Below are 19683 nucleotides of genomic sequence, written 5' to 3' on the forward strand. Positions count from 1 at the left end.
GCGCAATGGGACGCCTACCCCCATCCCCGTCATCGGTAAGGGAGCAATGTGACAGGGCCTCGGTGTCATACGGGACTGCTGATTGCTCCCCTACTCGGGCTGGGCCTCGGCGGGTGTGACAGCGCCGGTGAGCGTAGTTCGGACGCGTCTGTTGCTGCGGCCAGATTTGAGCGGGCAGCAGGGTCAGGTAGCCATGTCGCCATATGTGTGGCTCTGGCCCCGCAAACGCGCAGCGAATTGGAAGAATCCGCGAAGGCGGGGTGCGCTGACGCTATTGCGGCCGAGAGGCTCCCGGCGGGAGGCCGCGTCCGCACGGTGGATGTTTACGGCCGACAGGCACGGGTTGTTCTGACGTCGGACACGCTGTTCCTGTCGCAGTTTTCCGATGGCTGGAAGGTTGTTGCCGCCGGCTGTCAATTCCAGACCGGCCGACCGTATCAGTGCACCGTCAAGGGAGGGTGAAGCTGGATGCGGGCCATGTTCGTGCTCTGCCTGACCGTCGTGCTGGGAGGACTTGCCTATTTCATTGCGCTGGGGATGATGCACCGGTGATCGTCCGGCCCCAGCCCCGCGTCCACATGCCAACGCCCGCCGCAGCCCAGCAGGCAGGAGACATTCATGCGCCGTTTCGTACGTGACAACGGACTGAGCCTGGGCTTCGGTATCGCGTTCCTCTTCGCCCTCGCAGGTCAGGCGGTTGCCGGACATACGGAATTCAACAATCAGCTGGCAACTGATGGGTTCGCCCAGATCAGCTTCAGCGACTATCTGACATCCTCGGACTTCGCCGTCGACGTGACGGAGAACTGGCAGTCAGAATATCTGCAGTTCTTCCTCTACATCGTCGCGACCGTCTGGTTGCTGCAACGCGGCTCACCCGAGTCCAAGGAACTAAACAAGGCTGGCACCGAGTCGGATCAAGAACAGCAGACAGGTAAACATGCCCCTCGCGGTTCACCGCGCTGGGCCGGTATCGGCGGCGCTCGCCAAGCGCTGTTCTCGCGCTCACTGGGCCTTGTCATGGGCGGACTGTTCCTGCTGTCGTGGCTGGCGCAGTCAATCTCGGGCACCGCCGCGTACAACGAACAGCAACTACGCCAGCTCCAGGCCCCCATCAATTGGGGAAGCTATCTCACCTCCGCCGACTTCTGGAGCCGCAGCCTGCAGAACTGGCAGTCCGAGCTCCTCGCAGTGGCCTCCATGGCCATTCTCTCTGTCTACCTACGCCAGCGCGGCTCCCCGGAATCCAAACCCGTCGGAGCCTCCCACACTTCAACCGGGGTCGAGGGATAACGCATCGTCTCTGGCTTACAAGATTGGGAAGTTTGCCGCCGGTTTAGAAGCTACCGAGAGCGAAGGACGTCGTGGGCATCGCGCGGGGTCCACGTTCACCCACCCGGATAACCCGTGACGGGCATCTGCGCCGTCATGACCTCCGCCGACGCTCTTTCAACGATCAGGCCGTCCTGTGTGGGTCGGTGTGCGTGTTTCTAGGCACGCGCAAGCAGTCTCTTCCGGCGGGAAGGACGAGCAGCACGGATGTCGGCTCTGCGGAGCGGTCGTAGTACTGAGCACGAGCACCATCTTCCGGTCAAGGGCCCTCGGTTTCCATCCGTAACAGCCGGTGGAACCAGCTGTGCAGGAGTTCACGGAGTTCACGGAGTTCAGCAAGCTGGTGACCGGCCTACCGAACTCTGATCAGCGCGTTGGACGGTTGCGCGGGTCCGAGGCGGCGGGACGAGGTGGGGCCAGGGGCACTGTCCGGGCGCTGATGCGGTTGGCCGAAGACCTGGGCCGGCCGGTGCCGGGCCGCGGGCGGCTGGACGCTTCGTCCGGGTGAGCGGGGAGCTGGGCGAGTCGGCGCAGTCGCCAGACCAGGACGTCGTTCACGTGGTCGGCGGTGTCGAGTTCACGCATTTCGATGGCCTCCTGCAGCAGAGCGTGGGGGTCGCGGCCCGCCTGCTCAGCCTGGGCCAAGGTGGCGGTGAGGGCGTCGGTATTCATGTGCGTGTCGGCACGAATACCGGTGTCGAGGACGGCTGTGCGGATGGTGTTCTCGTACGTGAGGCGCTCGGCGTCCGGTAGGCCGCGCCCTTGATCGCGCAGGGCCTGCATGGGTACGGCCGCGGCCTGGTGGTAGGCGGCGCGCAGGTGCTCGGCGGTCTGACGGGAGGCTTCGGCCTGCTGGGCGTGACCGCGGGCTGAGTGCCAGCGCGCGGCGGCCAATGCGACCAGGACCAGGGTGGACACCAGCATGGCGGTGGTGCCGCCGTCCTCGCCTCGGCCGAGCGCACCGCCGGCCTGAATAATGCCCCTCGCCGCCGAGCGGATCGCACGGGTGTCGGCGCGCTCGGCGCGGACGTGGCTGCGGGTGGCGCGTTCGAAGGAACGAGCGGCAGCACGCAGCTCGGCCCGGGTGGCGGCCGGGGAGGTCTGGGCGACGGCGTCCAGCAGTTCACCGATGCCGACGAGCTGGGCTGTGGCTTCGTCGTCGTCGCTGTCCAGCAGGTTTGCGGCGCGCTCAGCGATTTCGGTGGCGGCGCGTCGTGCCCGCGCGGGCGGTGGCCAGTCCGATCGGCCGCTGGGGGCGGCCGGCGTGGCCTCGTCGGCAACCCCCTCGGCCAGGCGGCGCCGGATCTTCGGCAGGGAGAGGTCGGGGGCCAGGGTCGAGCCCGCGAACCAGATCGGCTCGCGGTCGCGGTTACGGTCGCCGGGTAGTGCGACCGTGTAGCCGAGGACGTCCCCAGAGGGGGCGTGCCGCAGCTTGACGCGCAGGCCCGCATCGCGAAGGCGGGCAAAGAACTCGGCTTCGCTGGCGGCTCCGGCAACGGCTTGTCGGACGGCTTCGCGCAGTGTCTCGCGGGGTGGCTCTGGGCGACCTGTGCGCTCGGCCTTGAAGCGCTCGGCGCTGGCGGGTGTCTTGGCTCCGGTACCGTCGCCGGGCTTGAGCTGGCGCAGGTCCATCTCCTGTTCGATTCGGCGGCATTCGGCCTGGGCCTTCTTGAAGTCGTAGTTCATCCTTGGGCGGCGCAGGTCGCCTCGGACCATCGTGGCGAGGATGTGGATGTGGTCGTCGGCGTGGCGTACCGCGACCCAGCGACATCCGTCCGGATCGCCCTCGGGGGCAAGGTTGACGGCTTGGACCAGACGGCGGGCCACGGTGTTCCACTCCTCGTCGGTCAGGTTCCGGTCGCCTGGGTCGGTACGGACCGAGCAGTGCCAGACATGCTCGGCCGGGGCCTTAGCCTCGATCCACCGAGTGGCTCGCTTGCTGTGGATGAGCAATCAAGAAGAGGTGCCTGCTGACCTGCGATGATGGGAGTTCTGACGCTTCCAGCACGCACAATCAGCAAGGCACCTCGTAGATGCAAGTTTCCCATACTCCGGCAGCGGTCTCCGCTGCGTTCGATGACCCGAACCTGATCGCGTATGCCGGGCTGCTGCCGGTGCTGCGGCTGGCCGAGCGGTGCGGGCTGTCGCGGTTGGTGGCCGAGAAGGTGAAGCTGACCGGCGCGAAGAACGGGGCTGGGGCTGCGGCGGATGCCAAGGTCACCAGCATTGTGGGCGGCATGGCCGCGGGTGCGGACAGCATCGACGACCTTCACGTCCTGCGGCACGGCGCGATGCCGGCCGTGTTCGCAGGTGCCCGTGCCCCGTCCACGCTGGGCACCTTCCTTCGCTCGTTCACCCACGGTCACGCCCTCCAACTCCACGCTGTCCACCGCCGGTTCCTGGCCGCACTGGCCGCGCACACCCCCTTGTTGCCGGGCTCGGACGAGATGGCGTTCATCGATGTCGACTCCACCCACAAACGCGTCTACGGGCGGGCGAAACAGGGCGCCGAGTACGGCCGGTTCAAGGGCATCCGCACCCTGCACCCGCTGCTCGCCACGGTCTGCACCCCGCAATCGAGGCCGGTGATCGCCGGCGTGCGGATGCGACGCGGCAAAGCAGCAGACTCCCGCGGCGCCCCGAAATTCGTGAGCGAGGCCCTGGCCACCGCCCGCGAGGCCGGCTGCACCGGGACCCGAATCCTGCGGGCCGACTCGCAGTTCTACAACGCCGGTGTGATCGCCGCCTGCCACCGGGCCGGAGCCCACTTCTCGCTCACCACCAGCATGAACCCCTCCATCAAACGAGCCGTCCACAGCATCCCCGACGAGGAATGGCAGCACATCAGTTACCCGACCGCGGTGCCCGACCCCGCCACCGGTGAACTCATCTCGGACGCCGAAGTCGCCGAGATACCCCAATACACCGCCTTCGCGAGCCGCAAAAAGAGCGAGCAGATCACCGCCCGGCTGAACGTGCGCCGGGTCCGTGACCTCGCCAAACCCGCCGTCGTGGGTGAACAGGGCGAGTTGTTCCCCGTCTGGCGCTACCACCCCTTCTTCACCGACCAGCCCGCCGCAACCCTGCAGGCCGAGCGGGAACACCGCCACCACGCCGTGATCGAGCAGGTCATCGCGGACACCAAAGCCGGCGCCCTGGCCCACCTGCCTTCCGGGCACTTCCACGCCAACGCCGCCTGGCTCACCCTGTGGGCGATGACCTACAACCTGCTGCGGGCCACTGGCTCCCTGACCTCCGCCTTCCACGCCAAAGCCACCACCGCCACGATCCGCACCCACCTGGTCCACGTTCCGGCCCGGATCGCCCGCTCCGCCCGCCGCATCACCCTGCACCTGCCACACAACTGGCCCTGGCAGCACGCCTGGACACACCTCTTCCACACCGTTCACGGCCCACCCGGCTGACGCGAACAGCCCCTACCCGACCCGCCCGCCGCCAGGGCCCAACCGGAACCGAACCCGTGGAAAAGCTGGGCAGACCAGCGACTACAACCTGCCCATACCCGAGCGCCGACCTGAAACCGGCTCGAAACCGGTCACAAGATCACTCCCCAAACCACGTCGGTGGATCAAGGCTTAGTGCCTGCCTGCTTGACCCTCAGGTCCAGGGCGGCGGCAAGCCGGGCCAGCGTGACTTTGTGGTCGGATTCCGGGCTTGTGTCACGACCAGGGTCGGGCGCGAAACCGTCCCAGCTGCCGACGAGATGGGGGTCCATGTGTTCGTCGCGTTTACCCGGGCCGTACAGGTAGACGAGCAGGCCGTGGGTGCGCGAGCCGCGTCGGATCTTGGGGACCATCAGAGTCGCTTCCTCACAAGGACGTCAGCCGTGTTGTCGATGCGAGCCAGGAGGCGGGTCAAGGTCGTGAGGGCGTGGTCGAGTTCGCCGAGGCGAGGGTGTCCTCCGGCGTTGCAGATGAAGGCGATCTGGTTGATGTTGTTGCCGACGCGGGAGAGGGCGGTGCGCAGGGCGGCCAACTCGTCGATGGCGGAGTCAAGCTGTTCGTTGGTGTGCACGGTGGTCGAACCACGAGCGACGGCGAGGCTGGCAGCAGCCAGGAAATGGGCGACGGTAACGGCGCGCTGCTTGGCGGCGACGGCTATCTCGACTTTCTCGACGTCGGAGAGGCGGGTAGTCGTCTTGTGGGTGCGCTCGCTCGGGTTGCGGGTGCGGCGTCGCGGTTTGCGGTCAGGGAACGCAGGCGGGTTCGGGTTTGGCTGCTCAAGCGGGGCGCGGTTGACTGCTTCTCCCCCTGGGACCGGCACCCCCTGGTGCTGGGAGTCTGGCTGGTCCCTGTGCGCCCTCGCTCGGGGACCAACCAGACCTCCCCCACCCTCCTCGGTGGGGACAAGTGCGTACGACGGGCCGTAGGACCGTCGTACGCGACAACTTGCTCGGCCGGTGGCCGTGGAGCGGTCGCCCTCGGGACCATCGGGGGCGGTTCGGGTCGGCCGGCTCATGGGTTGCCGTCCGGCTGGTGCTCGGCGGTATCGCGGACAAGGTCTTCGATCCAGTCCATGGCAAGCACGGGGGCATGCAGTGTCCAGGGGACCTGTCCGGCGTGGCTCTGGACGGTCCAGGTTCCGTCACGGTGGCCCTGGGCCTGGTAGATGTGGCCGTAGTGCTGCAAGACGGTGAGCCAGGCGTCGACCTCGGCTGGAGTGGCTGGGGTGATGCGCATGGGGTGCTCCGGGCGAACTCGATGAGACAAGGGGCTGTTGTCCGGTGGCTGCAGGCGGGTGGCCGGCCGAGGCGTCCGGCTCGGCTGCCGCCCCGGTCGGTCAGGAAGTGTTGGTCGGCTGTCCGAGCTGTTCGCGCAGCTGGACCATGAGGACGGTCAGGGCGTCGTTGGACAGCGGTATCTGCTGACCGCGGATGGCGTCGGCGACCACGCGGCGGGTGAGTTTGTCCTCGGCTCGGACAGCGTCCTTAGCGATGCGCAGGAGTTCCTCGTTGTCCCGCTCACGGCGACGGTCAGTGCTGGGACGCGGGGACAGCGCCGTGCGTCGACCCCTTTCTCTCCGCGTTGTCCCCGTGTTCGCGCTGGGGGGCGCTTGTCCGGGGACCGCGTGGAAGGGAGCGGCAAGTGTCCTGTCCGAGTCGGCGGTAGACCGTCCGGTCGCGGTGTCCTGCGGGTTGCAGTCCGAGGCTCGGTTGTCCGGCTGTCCAGGGCGGCCGTTGTCCTGTCCGAGGTGCCGGTGTGTCCTCCGGTCCTGCGATGCCTGCTGTCTGCCGAGCTTGGTGTCCGTTCCTGCGGACAGTCGGAGACGCTCGGCCTGACCGGTGACCGGGACACCGGGCGCCGGACGGTTCGACTGCCCGGGAGTGCTGTCCCGGGTGACCGTCGTCGAGGCCGACTGTCCGGGGCAGGTCAGGGAGTCGGACAGCGGTGTCCGGTCGGTCGCTGTCCGGTCGCCCGGGTCTCGCGCGATGAGGATGTAGAGGTGGACAGCTCCGGCCAGGGCGAGCGGGGCAATCGTGGACAGGACGGCGACCACGGTGTCCCCGAGTTGGAGGCCGGGCTTGTCGAGCTGCTGGTTGAGGCGGACCGCGTGGAGGGCATTGGCCCAGATGCTTGCGGCGGTGGCTGTGCCAAAGAGCGTCCAGACGTAGAGGCGAGCCCGCAGGAGCGCGTTCTTCAGGACCAAGAGGGCACGGACGCCGTAGGCGATGAAGCCGTCGATGACCAAGGGGAAGAGGTAGGTAAGCAGGCCTCGGACGTGGATGGCGGCAGCCATCTGCTGCAGGGCGTCGTAGGAAAGGGCGCAGCCGGCGCCGCCAAGGGCAATGATGGCAGCGCGGTCCCAGCCCTTGATGCGCGCCGATATCGGCGCCGTGCTGGTCACGCTGCGGTCCTGTAGCTGCTGGGTTGGTCCTTGGTCCTGGCGGTGTTGCTGGTGGCGTTCTTGTTCTTCTGGCTGATGTCCCGGTTGCGGTGGGCTCGGCACTCGGCGCGGTAAAGCTTCTGGGCGTGCTCGTAGGTGACCTGAAGGATCCAGGCGAGGCGCTCCGGGGGAATTCCCTGCTGGTAGGCGGTGTGTATGACCGCCAGTCGTTCGGCATGGGTGAGGTGGACGTCGCGGCCGGCGAGGGCTTCTTGGACACGGCGACGGTCGAGACGGGCTGCCATCTTGGTATGGAGCGAGGCGCGCTCTTCCTCGGTGAGGCCGCCGCGGATGCCGAAGGTATCGTTGGTTTCCAGGGCTGCGTCGAGGCAGGCGCGGCGGACGGGGCACTGGGCGCACAGCATCTTGGCTGCTGCGATCTTGCCGGTCTCGTCGGGCTCGGGGAAGAACCACTCGGGGTCGGGCTCGTGGTGGTCGGATGGCTGGCAGGCGGCGTGGTCTTGCCAGGTCTGGTCGCCTCGGAGGCGGTACTTGGCCGACTGGTTCGGGGTGTCGTGCATGAGGGCTGTTGCTCCGGGGTGTTCCGCGCGCGGGCATGCGTCGGCGGAGGTGCGGTGGTCTGGGTTAGGGATTGCGCGTGGTGCCGGGATCAGGCGGTGTGGTGCCGCCGTCTGCGGTCGACGGGCTCGAAGGTGACCCGGGTGGTCATCTCAGCGAGCCGGGAGGCGACGCGGTCCCCCAGTTGGTCGCGGAGGTCCCGCATGGCGAGGTTGGTGGTGATCAACGTCGGGAGCATCAGGTTGTACCGGCGGTTGATCAACCGGTACGTGATCTCCTCGACCCACTCGGATGCTTTGGCCGCGCCGAGGTCGTCCAGGATCAGCAGCGGGTGGCAGCTGACCTTCTCGAGTGCTCGTTCGGTGTCATGGCCGGGGCGAGGGCGCAGGTCCGCGTACAGGTCGGCGGCCGTGGTGGCCCGCCACCGGAGGACGAGGCCCACTTCGGCCAGGGCCCGGACGGCGCCGTACGCCTGGTGGGTCTTGCCCGCGCCGGTGACGCCTGCCAAGAGCAGGCTGGGTCCGGTGGTGATCTGGCGTCGCGCCCCGGGATTCGGCGCCTCGGCCCGGGCGATCACGTCTCGGGTCCAGGCCAGCACGTCCGGGTGGTCGGCGCAGGCGGTCCGGTAGCGCGGGGGCAGGCGGGCTTCCAGCAGGGCCAGTGAGGTGTACGGCTGGGCGTCGGCCGGGGCCTCGGGGAGGTTCTGCAGGTTCATGCCCCGGACGGCGAGGACCCGCTGCAGGCGCTGGAGGACGCCGGCGCCGAGGAGTTCGGGCTCGCGGCTCATCACAGCTCCTCCGCATAGGCGGCAGCCGCGTCGACCGGGTTGGTCCACGCCCGGTGGGCCGTGCGGGTCCGGGATGCCGCCTGGGCAGGGACGCGGGCATTCATTGCGTCGTTCACCAGGCTCGGCAGCCGGGAGGGGTGGCCCTGGATCTCGGCGTAGCGGGCGAGACCGGCACGGATGTGTTCCACGTCGATGCCCTCGGCGAGCAGCTTCTTCAGCAAGCGGCCGAGGTGTCCAAGAACGTCACTCGGCGGACGCTGGCTGCAGGAGCCCAGGTACTCGGCGAGGAGGTTCCCGGTGGTGACCGTGGCGTCGGGCGCTGTGCGCCCCGTAGGTGAAGAAGATCCAGGATCCAAGATCCTGGATCCGGGTGTCGAGCTTTCGGCGACCCCTCGGTGAGTATTCGTCGAGACCACGTCGAACTGGCTCTGACCTGCGGCTTCCTCGCCCTGGTCGCCGTGTGTCTCCTTGTCGGCGGGCTGCGGTTTTCCGGGGTCGGGCGGCGCTGTAGTGCGGTTGCCAGGCAGGCCCGCAAGCGGTGCAGGACTCGGGTCGAGGGCTCGTCGAAGGTCCGACGAGGTTTCGGCAAGGCCTCCCTGAAGGTTCGCACCGGCCTCGGTGCAGGTTCCCTTGCACGGGCCGCACCGCTTGTCGCTGTGGTGAGCGACGCAGGCTGGGAGGCGTGACTGGCTGGGTCGGTCGATCTTCTGGTGCTCGTACCAACCGGTGATGTGCAGGTACCGCTTGCCGTCGCAGCCGGCGTACCGGCAGATCAGGCCGGTATCGGCGAGGTGCTGGAGGTCCTCCTCCACGTGTACGGGGGTGTGCTCGGCTCGCAGCGGCCAGAGGAGGCCCGCGATGATGGCGGGGTTGTCCCGGTGCCGCCCGTGGTCGTCGGACTGGGTGAACAGGCCGATGTAGGTGACGACCGCGGTGACCGAGCAGGCCGCGACCCGTTCGTTGACGAACAGATCCGGCTTGACTGTCCGGATGCGGGCCATGTCAGTACCCCGACTGGGCTTGGTGATGCGGGAACCACTGGCGCGGGCTTCGCATCGAAGCTGCCGGGATTCCCCTACTGGGTGGGCGCATGTGATGCTCCGTCCTCATGGACGGGGCCGCGTGGTTGTTGCCTGCAAGCGGGCCACGCAGCCCCCGATCATTGGTTGCCCTCGGCGAGGGCGGCCGACGGATGCCCGGGAGCTGCCGCTCCCGGGCATCGTCGTTTACCCCCACCCCGGCTAGGCCGTTTTCATGGGTGGATGGCACGATGATCACACTAGACTGAGATACGGCACCACTGTCAACCAGAGAAAATGACCGCAGAGTCTTCATTCATCTCAGTGAAGGCGCGACGGGAGGACCGCCACGATGGACCACGAGAAGATTTCCCCTGCATCAGAGGAGGGGGCGGGGACCACGCTCGCTGATCGCCTGGACCGGCTGTTCACCACCGTGCACCCGAAGGGGCGCGGCCCATACAGCTACGAAGAGGTGGCGTCGGGCATCCGGCGGCAGGGCGGCCCGACCATCTCGGCGAGCTACATCTGGCAGCTGCGGACCGGCGCCAAGGACAACCCCACCAAGCGCCACCTCGAAGCCCTGTCCAGCTTCTTCGTCGTGAAGCCGACCTACTTCTTCGACGACGAGGAGTCGGAGAAGATCGCGGCCGAGCTCGACGCACTGGCCGCAATGCGCGACGCGGGCGTGAGATCGGTGGCTCTGCGCGCCTCAGGGCTCTCCGACAAAAGCCTCAAGATCATTTCTGAATTCATCGAGCGTGCTCGTGAACTGGAAGGCCTCGGAGAAAGCAACGACGATTCAACCGTCAACAAAATTTCCAGTGGCGAACGTCACGGCGCGGGGAACTGACACCCCTTTAGGGAGCTTTCACCACCTCACTTGCACAAACTTGCCCTAATTTGCCCTACGGGGTCGACCACCCTCCCGATGTGCGGCCGGAAATGGTTCATGTACTCGCCACCGGCGTTACGGAGTGACGTCGACGGTTCAGAAAGATCGAATGTGGAGGGCAGATGAAATCCGGTCGTTCGCGACCCTCCCAAGATCACGGAACCGCCTTCGGGTCCGTCCTGGATGATCTCGACCTTCCGGATCCCTTCGACGTTGAGGAACTCCTCGCCCGCGTGTCCGAGAAGCGCGGCAAGCCGATCCACCTGCACGCTTTCTCCGGTATCGCCAGCGACGAGTTGCCCTGCGGAGCCTGGATCGCCACGGACAAGGCGGACCACATCCTCGTAGAGGAATCCACCAGCCCTCTCCACCGCGACCACATCGTTCTGCACGAGGTCAGCCACATGCTCCTCGGTCACACGCCACGCCAGACCCTCAGCCGGGCCTTCCACCACCTCGACGCCGAGCTCGTGACCGGCGTCCTCGGCCGGACCAGTTACGAAACCGAGGAGGAGCGGAGCGCGGAGACGCTGGCCGGCTTCATCGCGACACGTGCCGCACTGCGTGGAACCAGCGACCGGACCGCCCCCAGCACACTGCGCCGGCTCAACGCCGCGCTCAGCGATTCCTGAGAAATCCGAGAGATGATCGACGCAATACCTGCGGCCCTGCTCTGGGCCGTCACCCTCTGGCGTGCCCGCTCCGCCTTCCGGAGACCTGGGCGCCTCAGCCTCTGGCTGGCCTTCGCCGCCCTCGCCCTGGCCATGACGGTCCGACCGGTCGCCATTGCGTTAACAGTCGACGAGTATCTGCACGTCACCAACCTGTCGTTCCTGGTCAAGCACATCTGCGGAACCGTCGCGGCGGCCGCGGTCCTCACCTTCGTCGCCGACATGGCCGAATCGAAGACCGGGGTACGTGCCTCCAGACTTCACATGGCCGTCCCTGTCGTCACGATCGTCCTCCTGGCCGCGTGCTTCTTCGCCACGCCCCAGCCCCATCAGGCGAAGGACCTCCTCACGGACTACGCCGATCACGCCACGATCCTCGCGTACGGCGTCGTCTGGACCTCCTACCTCGGCGCGGCCCTCCTCAGTGCGACGCTGCTGTGCTTCCGCTGGGGACGCCGACCCGACAGCGGTCTCGTCGGACGGGGCCTGGTCCTCATCGGCACCGGAACCGCCGTCGGCCTCGTATACGCCGTCCACCGCATCGCCGCCCTGGGCGCAAACTTCAACGACCGGGCGCTGATCGGCAAAGACACCGACCACGCGCTCAGCACCGGTCTGCTCTTCATCGCGCTGCTGCTGATCGTGCTCGGCAGCACCCTGCCCGCCTTCCCCCGGATTGGCGCCCGGATCCGGGCCCACTGGCAGCTCGTCAACCTCTACCCACTGTGGCGCACGCTCACCGACGCCGTCCCGGAGACCCGTCTCGACACCCCGTCGACCCACGTCGCCGACGCGGCCGACCCGCGGCGCACGCACGACCGGCTGTACCGGCGCACGATCGAGATCCGCGACGCGATCCTCACCCTCGCCGACCACGCGCCGGCCGAACTGCGCGGCCGTGCCTACGACCACGCCACCTCCCTCGGCTTCATCGGCGCCCACGCCGACATCACCGCCGAGGCCTGCTGGCTCGCCGTCGCCCGCGAACAGCGACTCCGCGGGACTGCCACCGGCTCGGGCGAGCCAATGCCCCCGGCGAGCGGCGGCCGGGACCTCGCTACCGAGATCCGCGCCCTCACGACCCTCAGTACCGCCTACAACTCCCGCGCCACCCAGGACTTTTTCCGCGCCCATCTCGAGGAGATACCGGCATGACCGCCACCACCGCACCGCTGCCGCCCACCGCCGCCGCGCCTGCCGAGCGGCGGTCCGCCCGCATCGTCACCGAGACCCTGTCACCGGCCAACCTGGTCATCGGTGTCCTGCTCGTCATCGGCTGGCACTCCACCGACTCCCTCCAGGGAGTCGGCTGGGGCCTGCTCGCCGGCACCTTCTGCGGCGGCCTGCCGATCGCCTACATCGTCGCCGGCGTCCGCCGCGGCCGATGGACCGACAAGCACCTCAAGGTCCGCACCCAGCGGTGGATACCACTGTTCGTCACCCTCGGCTCCGTCCTCATCGGGACCGGTCTACTCCTGGCCCTCGACGCACCCCGCGAAGTCGTCGCGCTGGTCGCCGCCATGATCGCCGGCCTGCTGCTGACCATGGCCGTCACCGTCTGGTGGAAGGTCAGCGTCCACACCGCCGTCGCCTCCGGCGTCGCTGTCGTCATCACCGTGGCGTACGGGTGGTGGGCCGCCCTCCTCTTCCTCGGCGTCGCGGCCGTCGGCTGGTCGCGGGTGTCGCTGCGGGACCACACCAAAGCACAGGTCATTGTCGGGGCCATCCTGGGCGGAACAGCGGCGGCCGTGGTGTTTGCCGGACTCCGTTGAACTCAGGTCATGCCACCTGCCGCATGGTCAAGTGACATGGAGTCCTGAGCGGCCCACGCCACCGCAGAGCCTGGAACCCTGGAAGGTTAGGCACAAGCCTGCCGCCCATGGAGCGTTCTGGAATGCAGGTTCGGAGTCCCAGACGTCATTACCCCCAGCGGCTCAGGAAGCAGTCGCCGCAGCTGAACCTGCGCAGCCTCGCTCGCAACTGGTGAGGGCGAAAAGTGTGGGTCCCTGGGGATGAGGTGGAGCAGCGTAACGCTCACGCCACCGACCAGCCGTCCAGAGACACCTCCGAGCCGTTGTTCAAGTAGTGGTGCAGGGCACTGGCAGTCGTATCGACGAAGGCGTCGGGGATGTCGTTGGTGTCGGTCCAGCGGACCTGGGAGTGTTTGCGGGGTTCGCGGTTCTCGGGTTCGCCGATCCAATCGTGGGCGGCGAAGACGACCGTGAGGAAGCCGTTGGGGGCCTCGATGCCCCAGGCGCCGTGGATGATGTGTGCGACCTTGAGGGACTCGGGCTTCACGGTGAGGCCGGTCTCCTCGTGGAGCTCGCGGACCGCGGTCTCCGTGATCGGCTCGCCCGGCTCACTCTTGCCGACGGGGAGGTCCCACAGGCCCTGGGCGAACTTGGCGTTCTGGCTGCGTTGGAGGAGTACAACGCGGTTGGTGGCCTTGTCGTGGACGATGACGGCCGCAACCAACAGGGTCATCGAGTCGAGCGCCGGCTTGAGGGCTTGTGAGCGGTCGTCGGTCTGCTGAGCCACGGGGTTCCCTTCGTCGGGCGGGTTGTTGGGCATGCTAGGCAAGGGCCTCGCGGGCGCGGCGGGCGAGATCGGCTGCGCCGGGGACGCGGCGGCGCTGGTAGACCGCAAGGATGGAGCGGATCGAGGTGATGGCTTTGCGGGTGCGCTCGGAGGTCATGCCTTCCATGAGGACCAGGGCCTGGTTCCAGGCGGCGACGGCTTCGTCGGCGCGGGTCTGGGCGGCGAGGCTGTCGCCGAGGTCGGCGTGGGTGAGGGCGTGGACGCGCTTGTACCTCTCCGGGTCCCAACGGGTGAGTGCGTCACGATGCTGCTGTTCGGTGCCGATGTGGTCGGCGAGGTCGGTCAGGGTGCGTGCGGTGTGGCTGGCCACGGTGCCGGCCGCGGGGCCGCTGACCCGGGAGAAGCTGGGCTGGGGGCCGTCCTCGCGTAGGAGGGCGTCCTCGGCGGTGAGGAGAGCACGTGCGGCCGATGGGTTCTCGCCGACGGCCGCGTAAGCACGGGCGTGGGCGATGTGGAGCAGCGCTTCGGTCTGGCCGTCGACGTGGCCGAGGCCGCGACTGAGGGCGCCTTCGACGAGGTCGACGCAGTGGCGGGGTTGTTTGAGGCTGAGTGCCTGGTGGGCGAGGGCGCGCATCATCCACGCGGCGTGGCCGTGGGGGTCGGCTTCGCAGGCGAGCTGGTATCCGGCCTGGTAGTAGCGCTGGGCGGCGCCTTCGTGGCCGAGGTCGTGATGCTTCCATCCGGCCAGGTAGGCGAGTTCGGCGACGGTACCGAAGGCGGAGCGCCGTAAGTCTTCGCAGGCGAAGCGACCTCGGAGCATGGGGGCGGCCGTGTCTGCGAGGTAAGCGGTGACGGTGGTCAGGCCATGGCCGCCGCCGAGGCGTTCGTCCGCGGCGCTGAAGGCCGCCGTGATCTGCCGTACGACGTCGATGTCGTCACTGCCGATGACGGACCGGCCCGCTCGGGCGCGGAGCATCCGGGAAGTGGCTTCGTGGTCGTGGGCGAGCGGCATGGCGACGCCAGCTGTGGTGAAGGCGGCGATGGCGAGAAAGCGGCGGCGTTCGACATCCGCGCGGCCGAGGTCGGTGACCGCGGCGACCGGGTCGCCGATGTGCAACGGCTCGGTGTCCGGGCTTTCCAAGCCGATCTCCGTCTGAGTTACGACCCGGCCCAACCTGCGGGAGAGCGCTTCGGCCACGTACTGGGCCGCCCTCCCACTGGGCGAGCGGACACCGCCCGCCCAGTGGGAGATGGCCGACTTGTTGGTCTGGAGCAGCTCGCCGTTCTCGGCGGCGATGCGGCGTACGTCTTTGGCGAGTGCCTCGTACGTGCACCCGGCGGCGTTGATCGTGTCGCGCAGGCGGGAGTTGGGGTTGATCGGCGCTGGCACGATCTCCTCCGTTCCGGAGCTGTAAACCACGTATACCGCTTGGCTTCGGTCACACCGTACCCACTCTGTGTAGCGGGCGGTTCACTTGTCGACAGCCGCCCACTCTTGGGCTGTGCGGCTCCCAAGTTCCGTACGCCCTATCGGGCTCGGGCATGCCTATGCCCCGGCCCGGCTGATCAGAGACGGAGACACGGTGACCACCATCGACACCGCGACCATCACGGTCGAGCTGCCCAACGCCTTCGACACGCGCTGGAGCCGCCTGCCCGGCCTCCAGGTCGACGGCCGACGCATCACCCTCGACTCGGCCGAGTACTTCTTTCGCTTCGAGTCCAACGCCTGGCTCATCGCCGACTGGGAGCTGGTCAAGGCCCTACTCCTTGACGTGCACGAGACGACCGAGAGTGCGGTCGAGCAGCTCGCGCTCGAATTCGTCAAGGACCACGGCGAGTCCACGTCCGATCCCGCTCGCGTGCTGGCGACGGCGTACGAGGTCTACTCGTACCTCTTCCGCGAGGAGCACCTGGCCAGCCTCGGCCTGCCGCAGGTCACCGTCGATCATCTGCGCATGCTGCGCGAGGCGGCCACGCTGATGGCGCTCAACAAAGTCGAGCTGGACGGGCACATCTCCAACGTCGGCCCGTGCTGGTTCTTCCCCGCCGCCACCTCCGTGGTCTTCGACCTGGACGACGAGATGGGCGGAATGCTGGACGAGGTCTACCACGGCGGCTGGTTCAACGAGCACCGCCGGATCGAGTCCATCAAGGCTCACGCCGCGCTCGGCGGCCGGCTCGTGCATGGCTGCCAGTCTGTGCCGGACCAGTCCGGCGGCGTCGTTGCGCCCTACGGTGCCTCGATGGCCAACTTCCGGGACGAACTTGCCGAGTTCAAGGCGGGCTGGATCGAGCAGATCTACGCCCACCGCGTAACCGCGGCCGAGTAACCCCACCCCAGTACGGCTTCGGGGCGGGCTGACCAGTGCCCCCGCCCCGGAGCACACAAGCCCCTGGAGAGACCCATGGATCAGAGCCTGACCGTCGCCCTGCTGGACGACCTGTGCGCCCTCGTCGGCAAGCCCCTCCCCGAACGTGCCGAGATCCGCGTCTGGGGTATGTCCGGCGTAGAGCGCGTCACCTTTCCCGACGGCACCACGGCCGTCTTCAAGTACGCCAAGGAGCCATTCGACCGCGAGGCCCAAGCCTTGCGGGTGGCCCACCAGCGCGGGTTGCCGGTCCCCGAACTCCACGCCACCGCCATGCATGACAACTGGCTCGGGATGCTCATGGACGACCTCGGCACCCCCGTACGGGATGCCGACGACCTCGACGGCGTCGCCGCCGCTGTGATGCTCCACGCCGCCCGCCCGGCAGGCGGCCTGCCCCTCCTCCACGGAGCGGACCTCGCGACCCTGCCCGGTCGGGCCCTCGATCACCTCCAGCGTCTGCGGAGGGCCGAGCGGTGGAAAGACTGCGACGACATCGAGACCGCTCTGGGGAAGATCTCCGCGGCGGCCGAGGACCGCAGCCAGGGAGCGACGCTCGACCCGTTCGGCTGGGTCCACTCCGAGTTCCACCCCACGAGCGTCCACATCGGAGAGAACGGCTGGCACCTCCTGGACTTCGCCCGTGCCTTCACCGGGCCCGGTCTGATCGACCTCGCCTCGTACCACGGCACCACCGACGCGCCGAGCCCCGTCCGACTGCGAGTGTTCCTGGAGCAGTACGTCACCGCAGGCGGCCACGAGGACGCCCTCGCCGCCCGGGGCGGCTTGGCCGCCGAGGCATGGGCGCTCGGCTGGCACCGCATGTGGGCCGTGGAGTGGTTCATGGAGCAGGCCATCCGCTGGATCAACGACCCGGCCAAGGACGCCGCATACATCCCCGTCGTCCGCCGCCACCTCAACGACGTACTCCAGCTCCTGGAGGTCTAGGTGCTCGCCCAGACCTCTCCCTGGTACGCCCACGCCGCCCAGCGCATAGCCGCTGCCCCGGCGCACGCCCTCACGGCACCGGCCCGGATGGAATGGAGCGCCCACCCGGGCCTCGGTCCTGGTGCCCAGATCCTCGGCCCGGACCTGCGCCGCAAACGGATCCTGGAGCTGGGCTGCGGCCCCGGCCACAACGTCGCCCACCTCGCCAAGAACCACCAGGCCCGCGTCTCCGGCGTGGACCTGGTCGGACTCCAAATACGCCGTGCCCGCTCCCACCACGGCCACATCGACAGCGCCACATTCACAGTCGGCCACGCACTGCACCATTTACAGGCCACCAGCCAGACCTTCGACGCGATCTACTCCGTCTTCGGCGCCGTCGGCCTCGTCGCCCCCGAACTCCTGCTCGCCGCCATTTCCCGCCGCCTGCGGCCAGGCGGTGTACTGGCCTTCTCCGTTCCGCACCCGGCACGAGCCGGAAGGCATCCATCCGCTGACGACCGTCCGCGCGAGGACTACGTCACCATGCCCGACCACACCCGACTGCCCATCGCCCGATGGGAGTTCGACGCCCGCCGCTGGAACGCCCACCTCGCACGGACGGGCCTGCGCATCACGTCTGCGCTGGAACTGCGCCACCCACGCCTCGACCGGTGGCCCACCACGCTCCTGATCACCGCCCGCAAACGCTGACCCCGGAGGCACCATGACCCTGCCCTACCTGCTCCTGGACATCGACGGCGTCCTCATACCGTTCCCGGCGGCGGACGGCAGCACCCCGCCCACCCATGTCCGCCATACCGTCCTGCCCACCGGCCGGCACCCCGACGACCCTGTCCCTGTCTGGCTCGACCCCAACCACGGCAACCTCCTCACCACCCTCCTGGCCAGCGGCCTGATCACCCCCGTCTGGTGCACAAGCTGGCGCAAGGACGCCACCACGATCATCGGGCCCCTCCTGGGGCTGCCCGACTTTCCCTACCTCGACCTGCCTCGCCCGCAGATCACCAACAGCCACCCCAACGGCTACCTCTGGAAACGCGATCACGTCGACGTCTGGCTCGGAGAAGCTCCTGTTGTCTGGATCGACGACGACTTCACCGCCCTCGACCACGGGTGGGCGAAAGAGCGCACCGCCCGCGGGCTGCCCACCCTCCTCGTCCAACCCGACCCGTACATCGGTCTCCGCGCGGACCACCTCACGGAGATACGGGAGTGGGCAGCTCGGCAAGCAGCCACGAATGAAGCAATGGACGCCGCGTAAGTCCAAAGGGGCGCAGCAGAACGGAGGCGGTCTGCATCCTGCCGTGCGGACCCGCCTCAACTACGACGATCTACCAGCGTGGACGACGCATGGCAGCGTCCGTACAGGCGCCCTGCCAATCCCGACGCCCGCAGGTTCGGGGGCAGGCGCCGCCGTCGATGACAAGCTCGACGGGGCAGAGGCAGAACCCACCCTTGCTTTAAGGCGGTCGCGGCGGCGCTGCTGGCGGCCTGGGCGCTGTCGGGGTGGTTGGAGCCACGGATCGAGCGCGCTTGGCCGGTCCAGGAGCGTTCGGGTTACGCGTCAGCGGTGTGAGGTCATTCGCCGCGGCCGGTGACGAAGTCTCGGACACGATCGACCAGCCCCAGCCCAGGAGAAAGGATCTTGCTGGCCAGCGGGGAGCTCGGGGCGCCGGGGTGGGGGCGAGTAGGAGCAGTCTCCTTCGCCATACGGACCTCCTGTCCCAGGAGGTCCAAAACCTCTGGACCACAAACCGCACGGAGCTGTATGAACAGATTGCCTTCCTCGTCCTGGACGTGGGCGCGGACCTCGGTGCGGAGTTTGACGAACAGGTGGATGAGTTCGGGATCGTCCGCGTCCATCCCCTCAAGATCTTTCAGAAGGCGTTCGACACGGCTGTGGTCGGCGATCTCCTTGTCGGCCAGCGCATCCCCGCCCGGGACATGCTCACGCACCACCGGATACAGGTGCTGCTCCTCTGCGACTGCGTGCCGTACCAGCTCAATGGTCAGCTGGTCGAGCAGCCGTCTGCGCTCCGAGCCTCGCGCCGGAACCGCTTCGATCCGGTCGAAAAGTTCGTCCACCTCACGGTGGTCTGCCGTCAGCTCATCGATGACATCACCGCCATGTCCCATGACACATACCACCTTCCGCTCCCAATGCGCGTGCCTGATCCGGGCGCGCACGTAAGCGCGTTCCCGGACCCGCGAAACAGATATCCGCCCATCTGACGGCCCTGTTGCCGTCATCCGGGATCGTTCGTCGCCGCCATCGGCCGGCCCCCGGGAGGATGCCTGCGCGGCGGACCGTGCGATGTCAGTGACCGAGCGCTTTGCGCAGCTCCTCCTTGTTCATCGTCGAGCGGCCCTCGACGTGCTTCTTCTTCGCCTCCTCGTACAGCTGGTCCTTCGTGGGCCCCTGCGCTCCACGATGGGACCGCTCACCACCACGCTGCGAGGCAGACTTCGGATCACGGGTTGAGGTCTTGCTGGCCGTTTTGGCCTCCCCGGACCGGGCCCGCTCCTTGTTGACCGTGCGCGCGGCAATCTCCTTCGCACGCCCCTCGGAAACACCTCGCTTCTCGGCACTCTCCTTGATGTGCTCGTACTGCCGCTCCCGCTTACGACTCGATCCCGCCGGCATCACACACTCCATTCCTCGCATGGCCCCTATCCGAACCTGCGCGCAGCCCGG

Annotated in this window: 20 protein-coding genes and 2 pseudogenes; 10 read left to right on the plus strand and 12 right to left on the minus strand. The window is 68.0% G+C overall.

Annotated elements, in window-relative coordinates:
• Positions 1–618 precede the first annotated feature (618 nt).
• Positions 619–1293 carry a DUF6766 family protein gene (locus OG878_RS08045; RefSeq protein WP_328886137.1) on the plus strand — a complete coding sequence of 225 codons (675 nt, stop codon included), beginning with the start codon at positions 619–621 and terminating at the stop codon, positions 1291–1293.
• Positions 1294–1698: 405 nt separating this feature from the next.
• Here the strand turns inward: OG878_RS08045 and OG878_RS08050 are convergent.
• Positions 1699–3243 (minus strand): annotated as a pseudogene (locus OG878_RS08050) (relaxase/mobilization nuclease domain-containing protein); the annotation flags it as partial.
• A gap of 122 nt (positions 3244–3365) precedes the next feature.
• Here OG878_RS08050 and OG878_RS08055 point away from each other — a divergent pair.
• Positions 3366–4757, plus strand: a complete 1392-nt coding sequence (locus OG878_RS08055; RefSeq protein ID WP_328886138.1) for an IS1380 family transposase — start codon at positions 3366–3368, stop codon at positions 4755–4757.
• A 170-nt stretch (positions 4758–4927) separates the two neighbouring features.
• On the opposite strand, the pseudogene OG878_RS08060 reads toward OG878_RS08055, so the two are convergent.
• The 7 genes and pseudogenes from OG878_RS08060 to OG878_RS08090 all read right to left on the minus strand — a co-directional run.
• Positions 4928–5149: pseudogene (locus OG878_RS08060) on the minus strand (mobilization protein); the annotation flags it as partial.
• Positions 5149–5616 carry a plasmid mobilization relaxosome protein MobC gene (gene mobC / locus OG878_RS08065; RefSeq protein WP_328886139.1) on the minus strand — a complete coding sequence of 156 codons (468 nt, stop codon included), beginning with the start codon at positions 5614–5616 and terminating at the stop codon, positions 5149–5151. The pseudogene OG878_RS08060 and the gene mobC, both read right to left, overlap by 1 nt.
• Before the next feature lie 191 nt (positions 5617–5807).
• Positions 5808–6032, minus strand: coding sequence for a hypothetical protein (locus OG878_RS08070; protein ID WP_328886140.1), 225 nt, complete (start codon positions 6030–6032; stop codon positions 5808–5810).
• Positions 6033–6132: 100 nt separating this feature from the next.
• Positions 6133–7197: a DUF2637 domain-containing protein gene (locus OG878_RS08075; protein ID WP_328886141.1), complete on the minus strand. Its 1065-nt coding sequence runs from the start codon at positions 7195–7197 to the stop codon at positions 6133–6135.
• A complete protein-coding gene (locus OG878_RS08080) occupies positions 7194–7757 on the minus strand; it encodes a WhiB family transcriptional regulator (RefSeq protein ID WP_328886142.1) in 564 nt (187 codons plus the stop codon). Before OG878_RS08080 ends, OG878_RS08075 begins: the two co-directional genes overlap by 4 nt.
• Positions 7758–7846: 89 nt before the next feature.
• Positions 7847–8542 carry an ATP-binding protein gene (locus OG878_RS08085; protein ID WP_328886143.1) on the minus strand — a complete coding sequence of 232 codons (696 nt, stop codon included), beginning with the start codon at positions 8540–8542 and terminating at the stop codon, positions 7847–7849.
• Entirely contained in the window at positions 8542–9543 is a 1002-nt protein-coding gene (locus tag OG878_RS08090) for a hypothetical protein (protein ID WP_328886144.1), read from the minus strand. Before OG878_RS08090 ends, OG878_RS08085 begins: the two co-directional genes overlap by 1 nt.
• 370 nt (positions 9544–9913) lie before the next feature.
• Between OG878_RS08090 and OG878_RS08095 the strand changes: the two genes are divergently transcribed.
• The 4 genes from OG878_RS08095 to OG878_RS08110 all read left to right on the plus strand — a co-directional run bounded on the left by OG878_RS08095 (position 9914) and on the right by OG878_RS08110 (position 12899).
• A complete protein-coding gene (locus OG878_RS08095) occupies positions 9914–10414 on the plus strand; it encodes an XRE family transcriptional regulator (RefSeq protein ID WP_328886145.1) in 501 nt (166 codons plus the stop codon).
• A gap of 275 nt (positions 10415–10689) precedes the next feature.
• On the plus strand, positions 10690–11088 hold the full coding sequence (locus OG878_RS08100) for a hypothetical protein (protein ID WP_328886146.1): 399 nt from the start codon (positions 10690–10692) through the stop codon (positions 11086–11088).
• Between the two features lie 12 nt (positions 11089–11100).
• Complete coding sequence (locus tag OG878_RS08105) at positions 11101–12282, plus strand: MAB_1171c family putative transporter (protein WP_328886147.1); 1182 nt, start codon at positions 11101–11103, stop codon at positions 12280–12282.
• Complete coding sequence (locus OG878_RS08110) at positions 12279–12899, plus strand: hypothetical protein (protein WP_328886148.1); 621 nt, start codon at positions 12279–12281, stop codon at positions 12897–12899. Before OG878_RS08105 ends, OG878_RS08110 begins: the two co-directional genes overlap by 4 nt.
• A gap of 262 nt (positions 12900–13161) precedes the next feature.
• On the opposite strand, the gene OG878_RS08115 is transcribed toward OG878_RS08110, so the two are convergent.
• Both OG878_RS08115 and OG878_RS08120 read right to left on the minus strand, forming a co-directional pair.
• Positions 13162–13698 (minus strand): NUDIX domain-containing protein, encoded by a 537-nt coding sequence (locus tag OG878_RS08115; protein ID WP_328886149.1) that lies wholly within the window; start codon positions 13696–13698, stop codon positions 13162–13164.
• Between the two features lies 1 nt (position 13699).
• A complete protein-coding gene (locus tag OG878_RS08120; protein ID WP_328886150.1) occupies positions 13700–15055 on the minus strand; it encodes a tetratricopeptide repeat protein in 1356 nt (451 codons plus the stop codon).
• 193 nt (positions 15056–15248) lie between these two features.
• Here OG878_RS08120 and OG878_RS08125 point away from each other — a divergent pair, with 193 nt between their 5' ends.
• The 4 genes from OG878_RS08125 to OG878_RS08140 all read left to right on the plus strand — a co-directional run bounded on the left by OG878_RS08125 (position 15249) and on the right by OG878_RS08140 (position 18249).
• The gene (locus tag OG878_RS08125) at positions 15249–15998 is read left to right on the plus strand and encodes a hypothetical protein (protein ID WP_328886151.1); all 750 of its coding nucleotides are present in this window, start codon (positions 15249–15251) and stop codon (positions 15996–15998) included.
• 75 nt (positions 15999–16073) lie between these two features.
• A complete protein-coding gene (locus OG878_RS08130; RefSeq protein WP_328886152.1) occupies positions 16074–16985 on the plus strand; it encodes an aminoglycoside phosphotransferase family protein in 912 nt (303 codons plus the stop codon).
• Positions 16986–17678 carry a class I SAM-dependent methyltransferase gene (locus OG878_RS08135; protein WP_328886153.1) on the plus strand — a complete coding sequence of 231 codons (693 nt, stop codon included), beginning with the start codon at positions 16986–16988 and terminating at the stop codon, positions 17676–17678. It abuts the gene before it with no gap.
• A gap of 13 nt (positions 17679–17691) precedes the next feature.
• Positions 17692–18249, plus strand: a complete 558-nt coding sequence (locus OG878_RS08140; protein WP_328886154.1) for an HAD domain-containing protein — start codon at positions 17692–17694, stop codon at positions 18247–18249.
• A 317-nt stretch (positions 18250–18566) separates the two neighbouring features.
• Here OG878_RS08140 and OG878_RS08145 read toward each other — a convergent pair whose 3' ends face one another.
• Together OG878_RS08145 and OG878_RS08150 are read right to left on the minus strand one after the other, a co-directional pair.
• A complete protein-coding gene (locus OG878_RS08145) occupies positions 18567–19124 on the minus strand; it encodes a hemerythrin domain-containing protein (protein WP_328891173.1) in 558 nt (185 codons plus the stop codon).
• 181 nt (positions 19125–19305) lie between these two features.
• Positions 19306–19632: a plasmid stabilization protein gene (locus OG878_RS08150; protein ID WP_328886155.1), complete on the minus strand. Its 327-nt coding sequence runs from the start codon at positions 19630–19632 to the stop codon at positions 19306–19308.
• Positions 19633–19683 lie beyond the last annotated feature (51 nt).

The sequence above is a fragment of the Streptomyces sp. NBC_00316 genome, assembly GCF_036158715.1.
Lineage (GTDB): Bacteria > Actinomycetota > Actinomycetes > Streptomycetales > Streptomycetaceae > Streptomyces.

Bases quoted from the DNA above. Each gene is read 5' to 3' on its own strand.
- OG878_RS08045 (WP_328886137.1), top strand. From the start codon at position 619: ATGCGCCGTTTCGTACGTGACAACGGACTGAGCCTGGGCTTCGGTATC.
- OG878_RS08055 (WP_328886138.1), top strand. From the start codon at position 3,366: ATGCAAGTTTCCCATACTCCGGCAGCGGTCTCCGCTGCGTTCGATGAC.
- OG878_RS08070 (WP_328886140.1), bottom strand. From the start codon at position 6,032: ATGCGCATCACCCCAGCCACTCCAGCCGAGGTCGACGCCTGGCTCACC.
- OG878_RS08080 (WP_328886142.1), bottom strand. From the start codon at position 7,757: ATGCACGACACCCCGAACCAGTCGGCCAAGTACCGCCTCCGAGGCGAC.
- OG878_RS08085 (WP_328886143.1), bottom strand. From the start codon at position 8,542: ATGAGCCGCGAGCCCGAACTCCTCGGCGCCGGCGTCCTCCAGCGCCTG.
- OG878_RS08090 (WP_328886144.1), bottom strand. From the start codon at position 9,543: ATGGCCCGCATCCGGACAGTCAAGCCGGATCTGTTCGTCAACGAACGG.
- OG878_RS08095 (WP_328886145.1), top strand. From the start codon at position 9,914: ATGGACCACGAGAAGATTTCCCCTGCATCAGAGGAGGGGGCGGGGACC.
- OG878_RS08105 (WP_328886147.1), top strand. From the start codon at position 11,101: ATGATCGACGCAATACCTGCGGCCCTGCTCTGGGCCGTCACCCTCTGG.
- OG878_RS08110 (WP_328886148.1), top strand. From the start codon at position 12,279: ATGACCGCCACCACCGCACCGCTGCCGCCCACCGCCGCCGCGCCTGCC.
- OG878_RS08115 (WP_328886149.1), bottom strand. From the start codon at position 13,698: ATGCCCAACAACCCGCCCGACGAAGGGAACCCCGTGGCTCAGCAGACC.
- OG878_RS08130 (WP_328886152.1), top strand. From the start codon at position 16,074: ATGGATCAGAGCCTGACCGTCGCCCTGCTGGACGACCTGTGCGCCCTC.
- OG878_RS08140 (WP_328886154.1), top strand. From the start codon at position 17,692: ATGACCCTGCCCTACCTGCTCCTGGACATCGACGGCGTCCTCATACCG.
- OG878_RS08145 (WP_328891173.1), bottom strand. From the start codon at position 19,124: ATGGGACATGGCGGTGATGTCATCGATGAGCTGACGGCAGACCACCGT.
- OG878_RS08150 (WP_328886155.1), bottom strand. From the start codon at position 19,632: ATGCCGGCGGGATCGAGTCGTAAGCGGGAGCGGCAGTACGAGCACATC.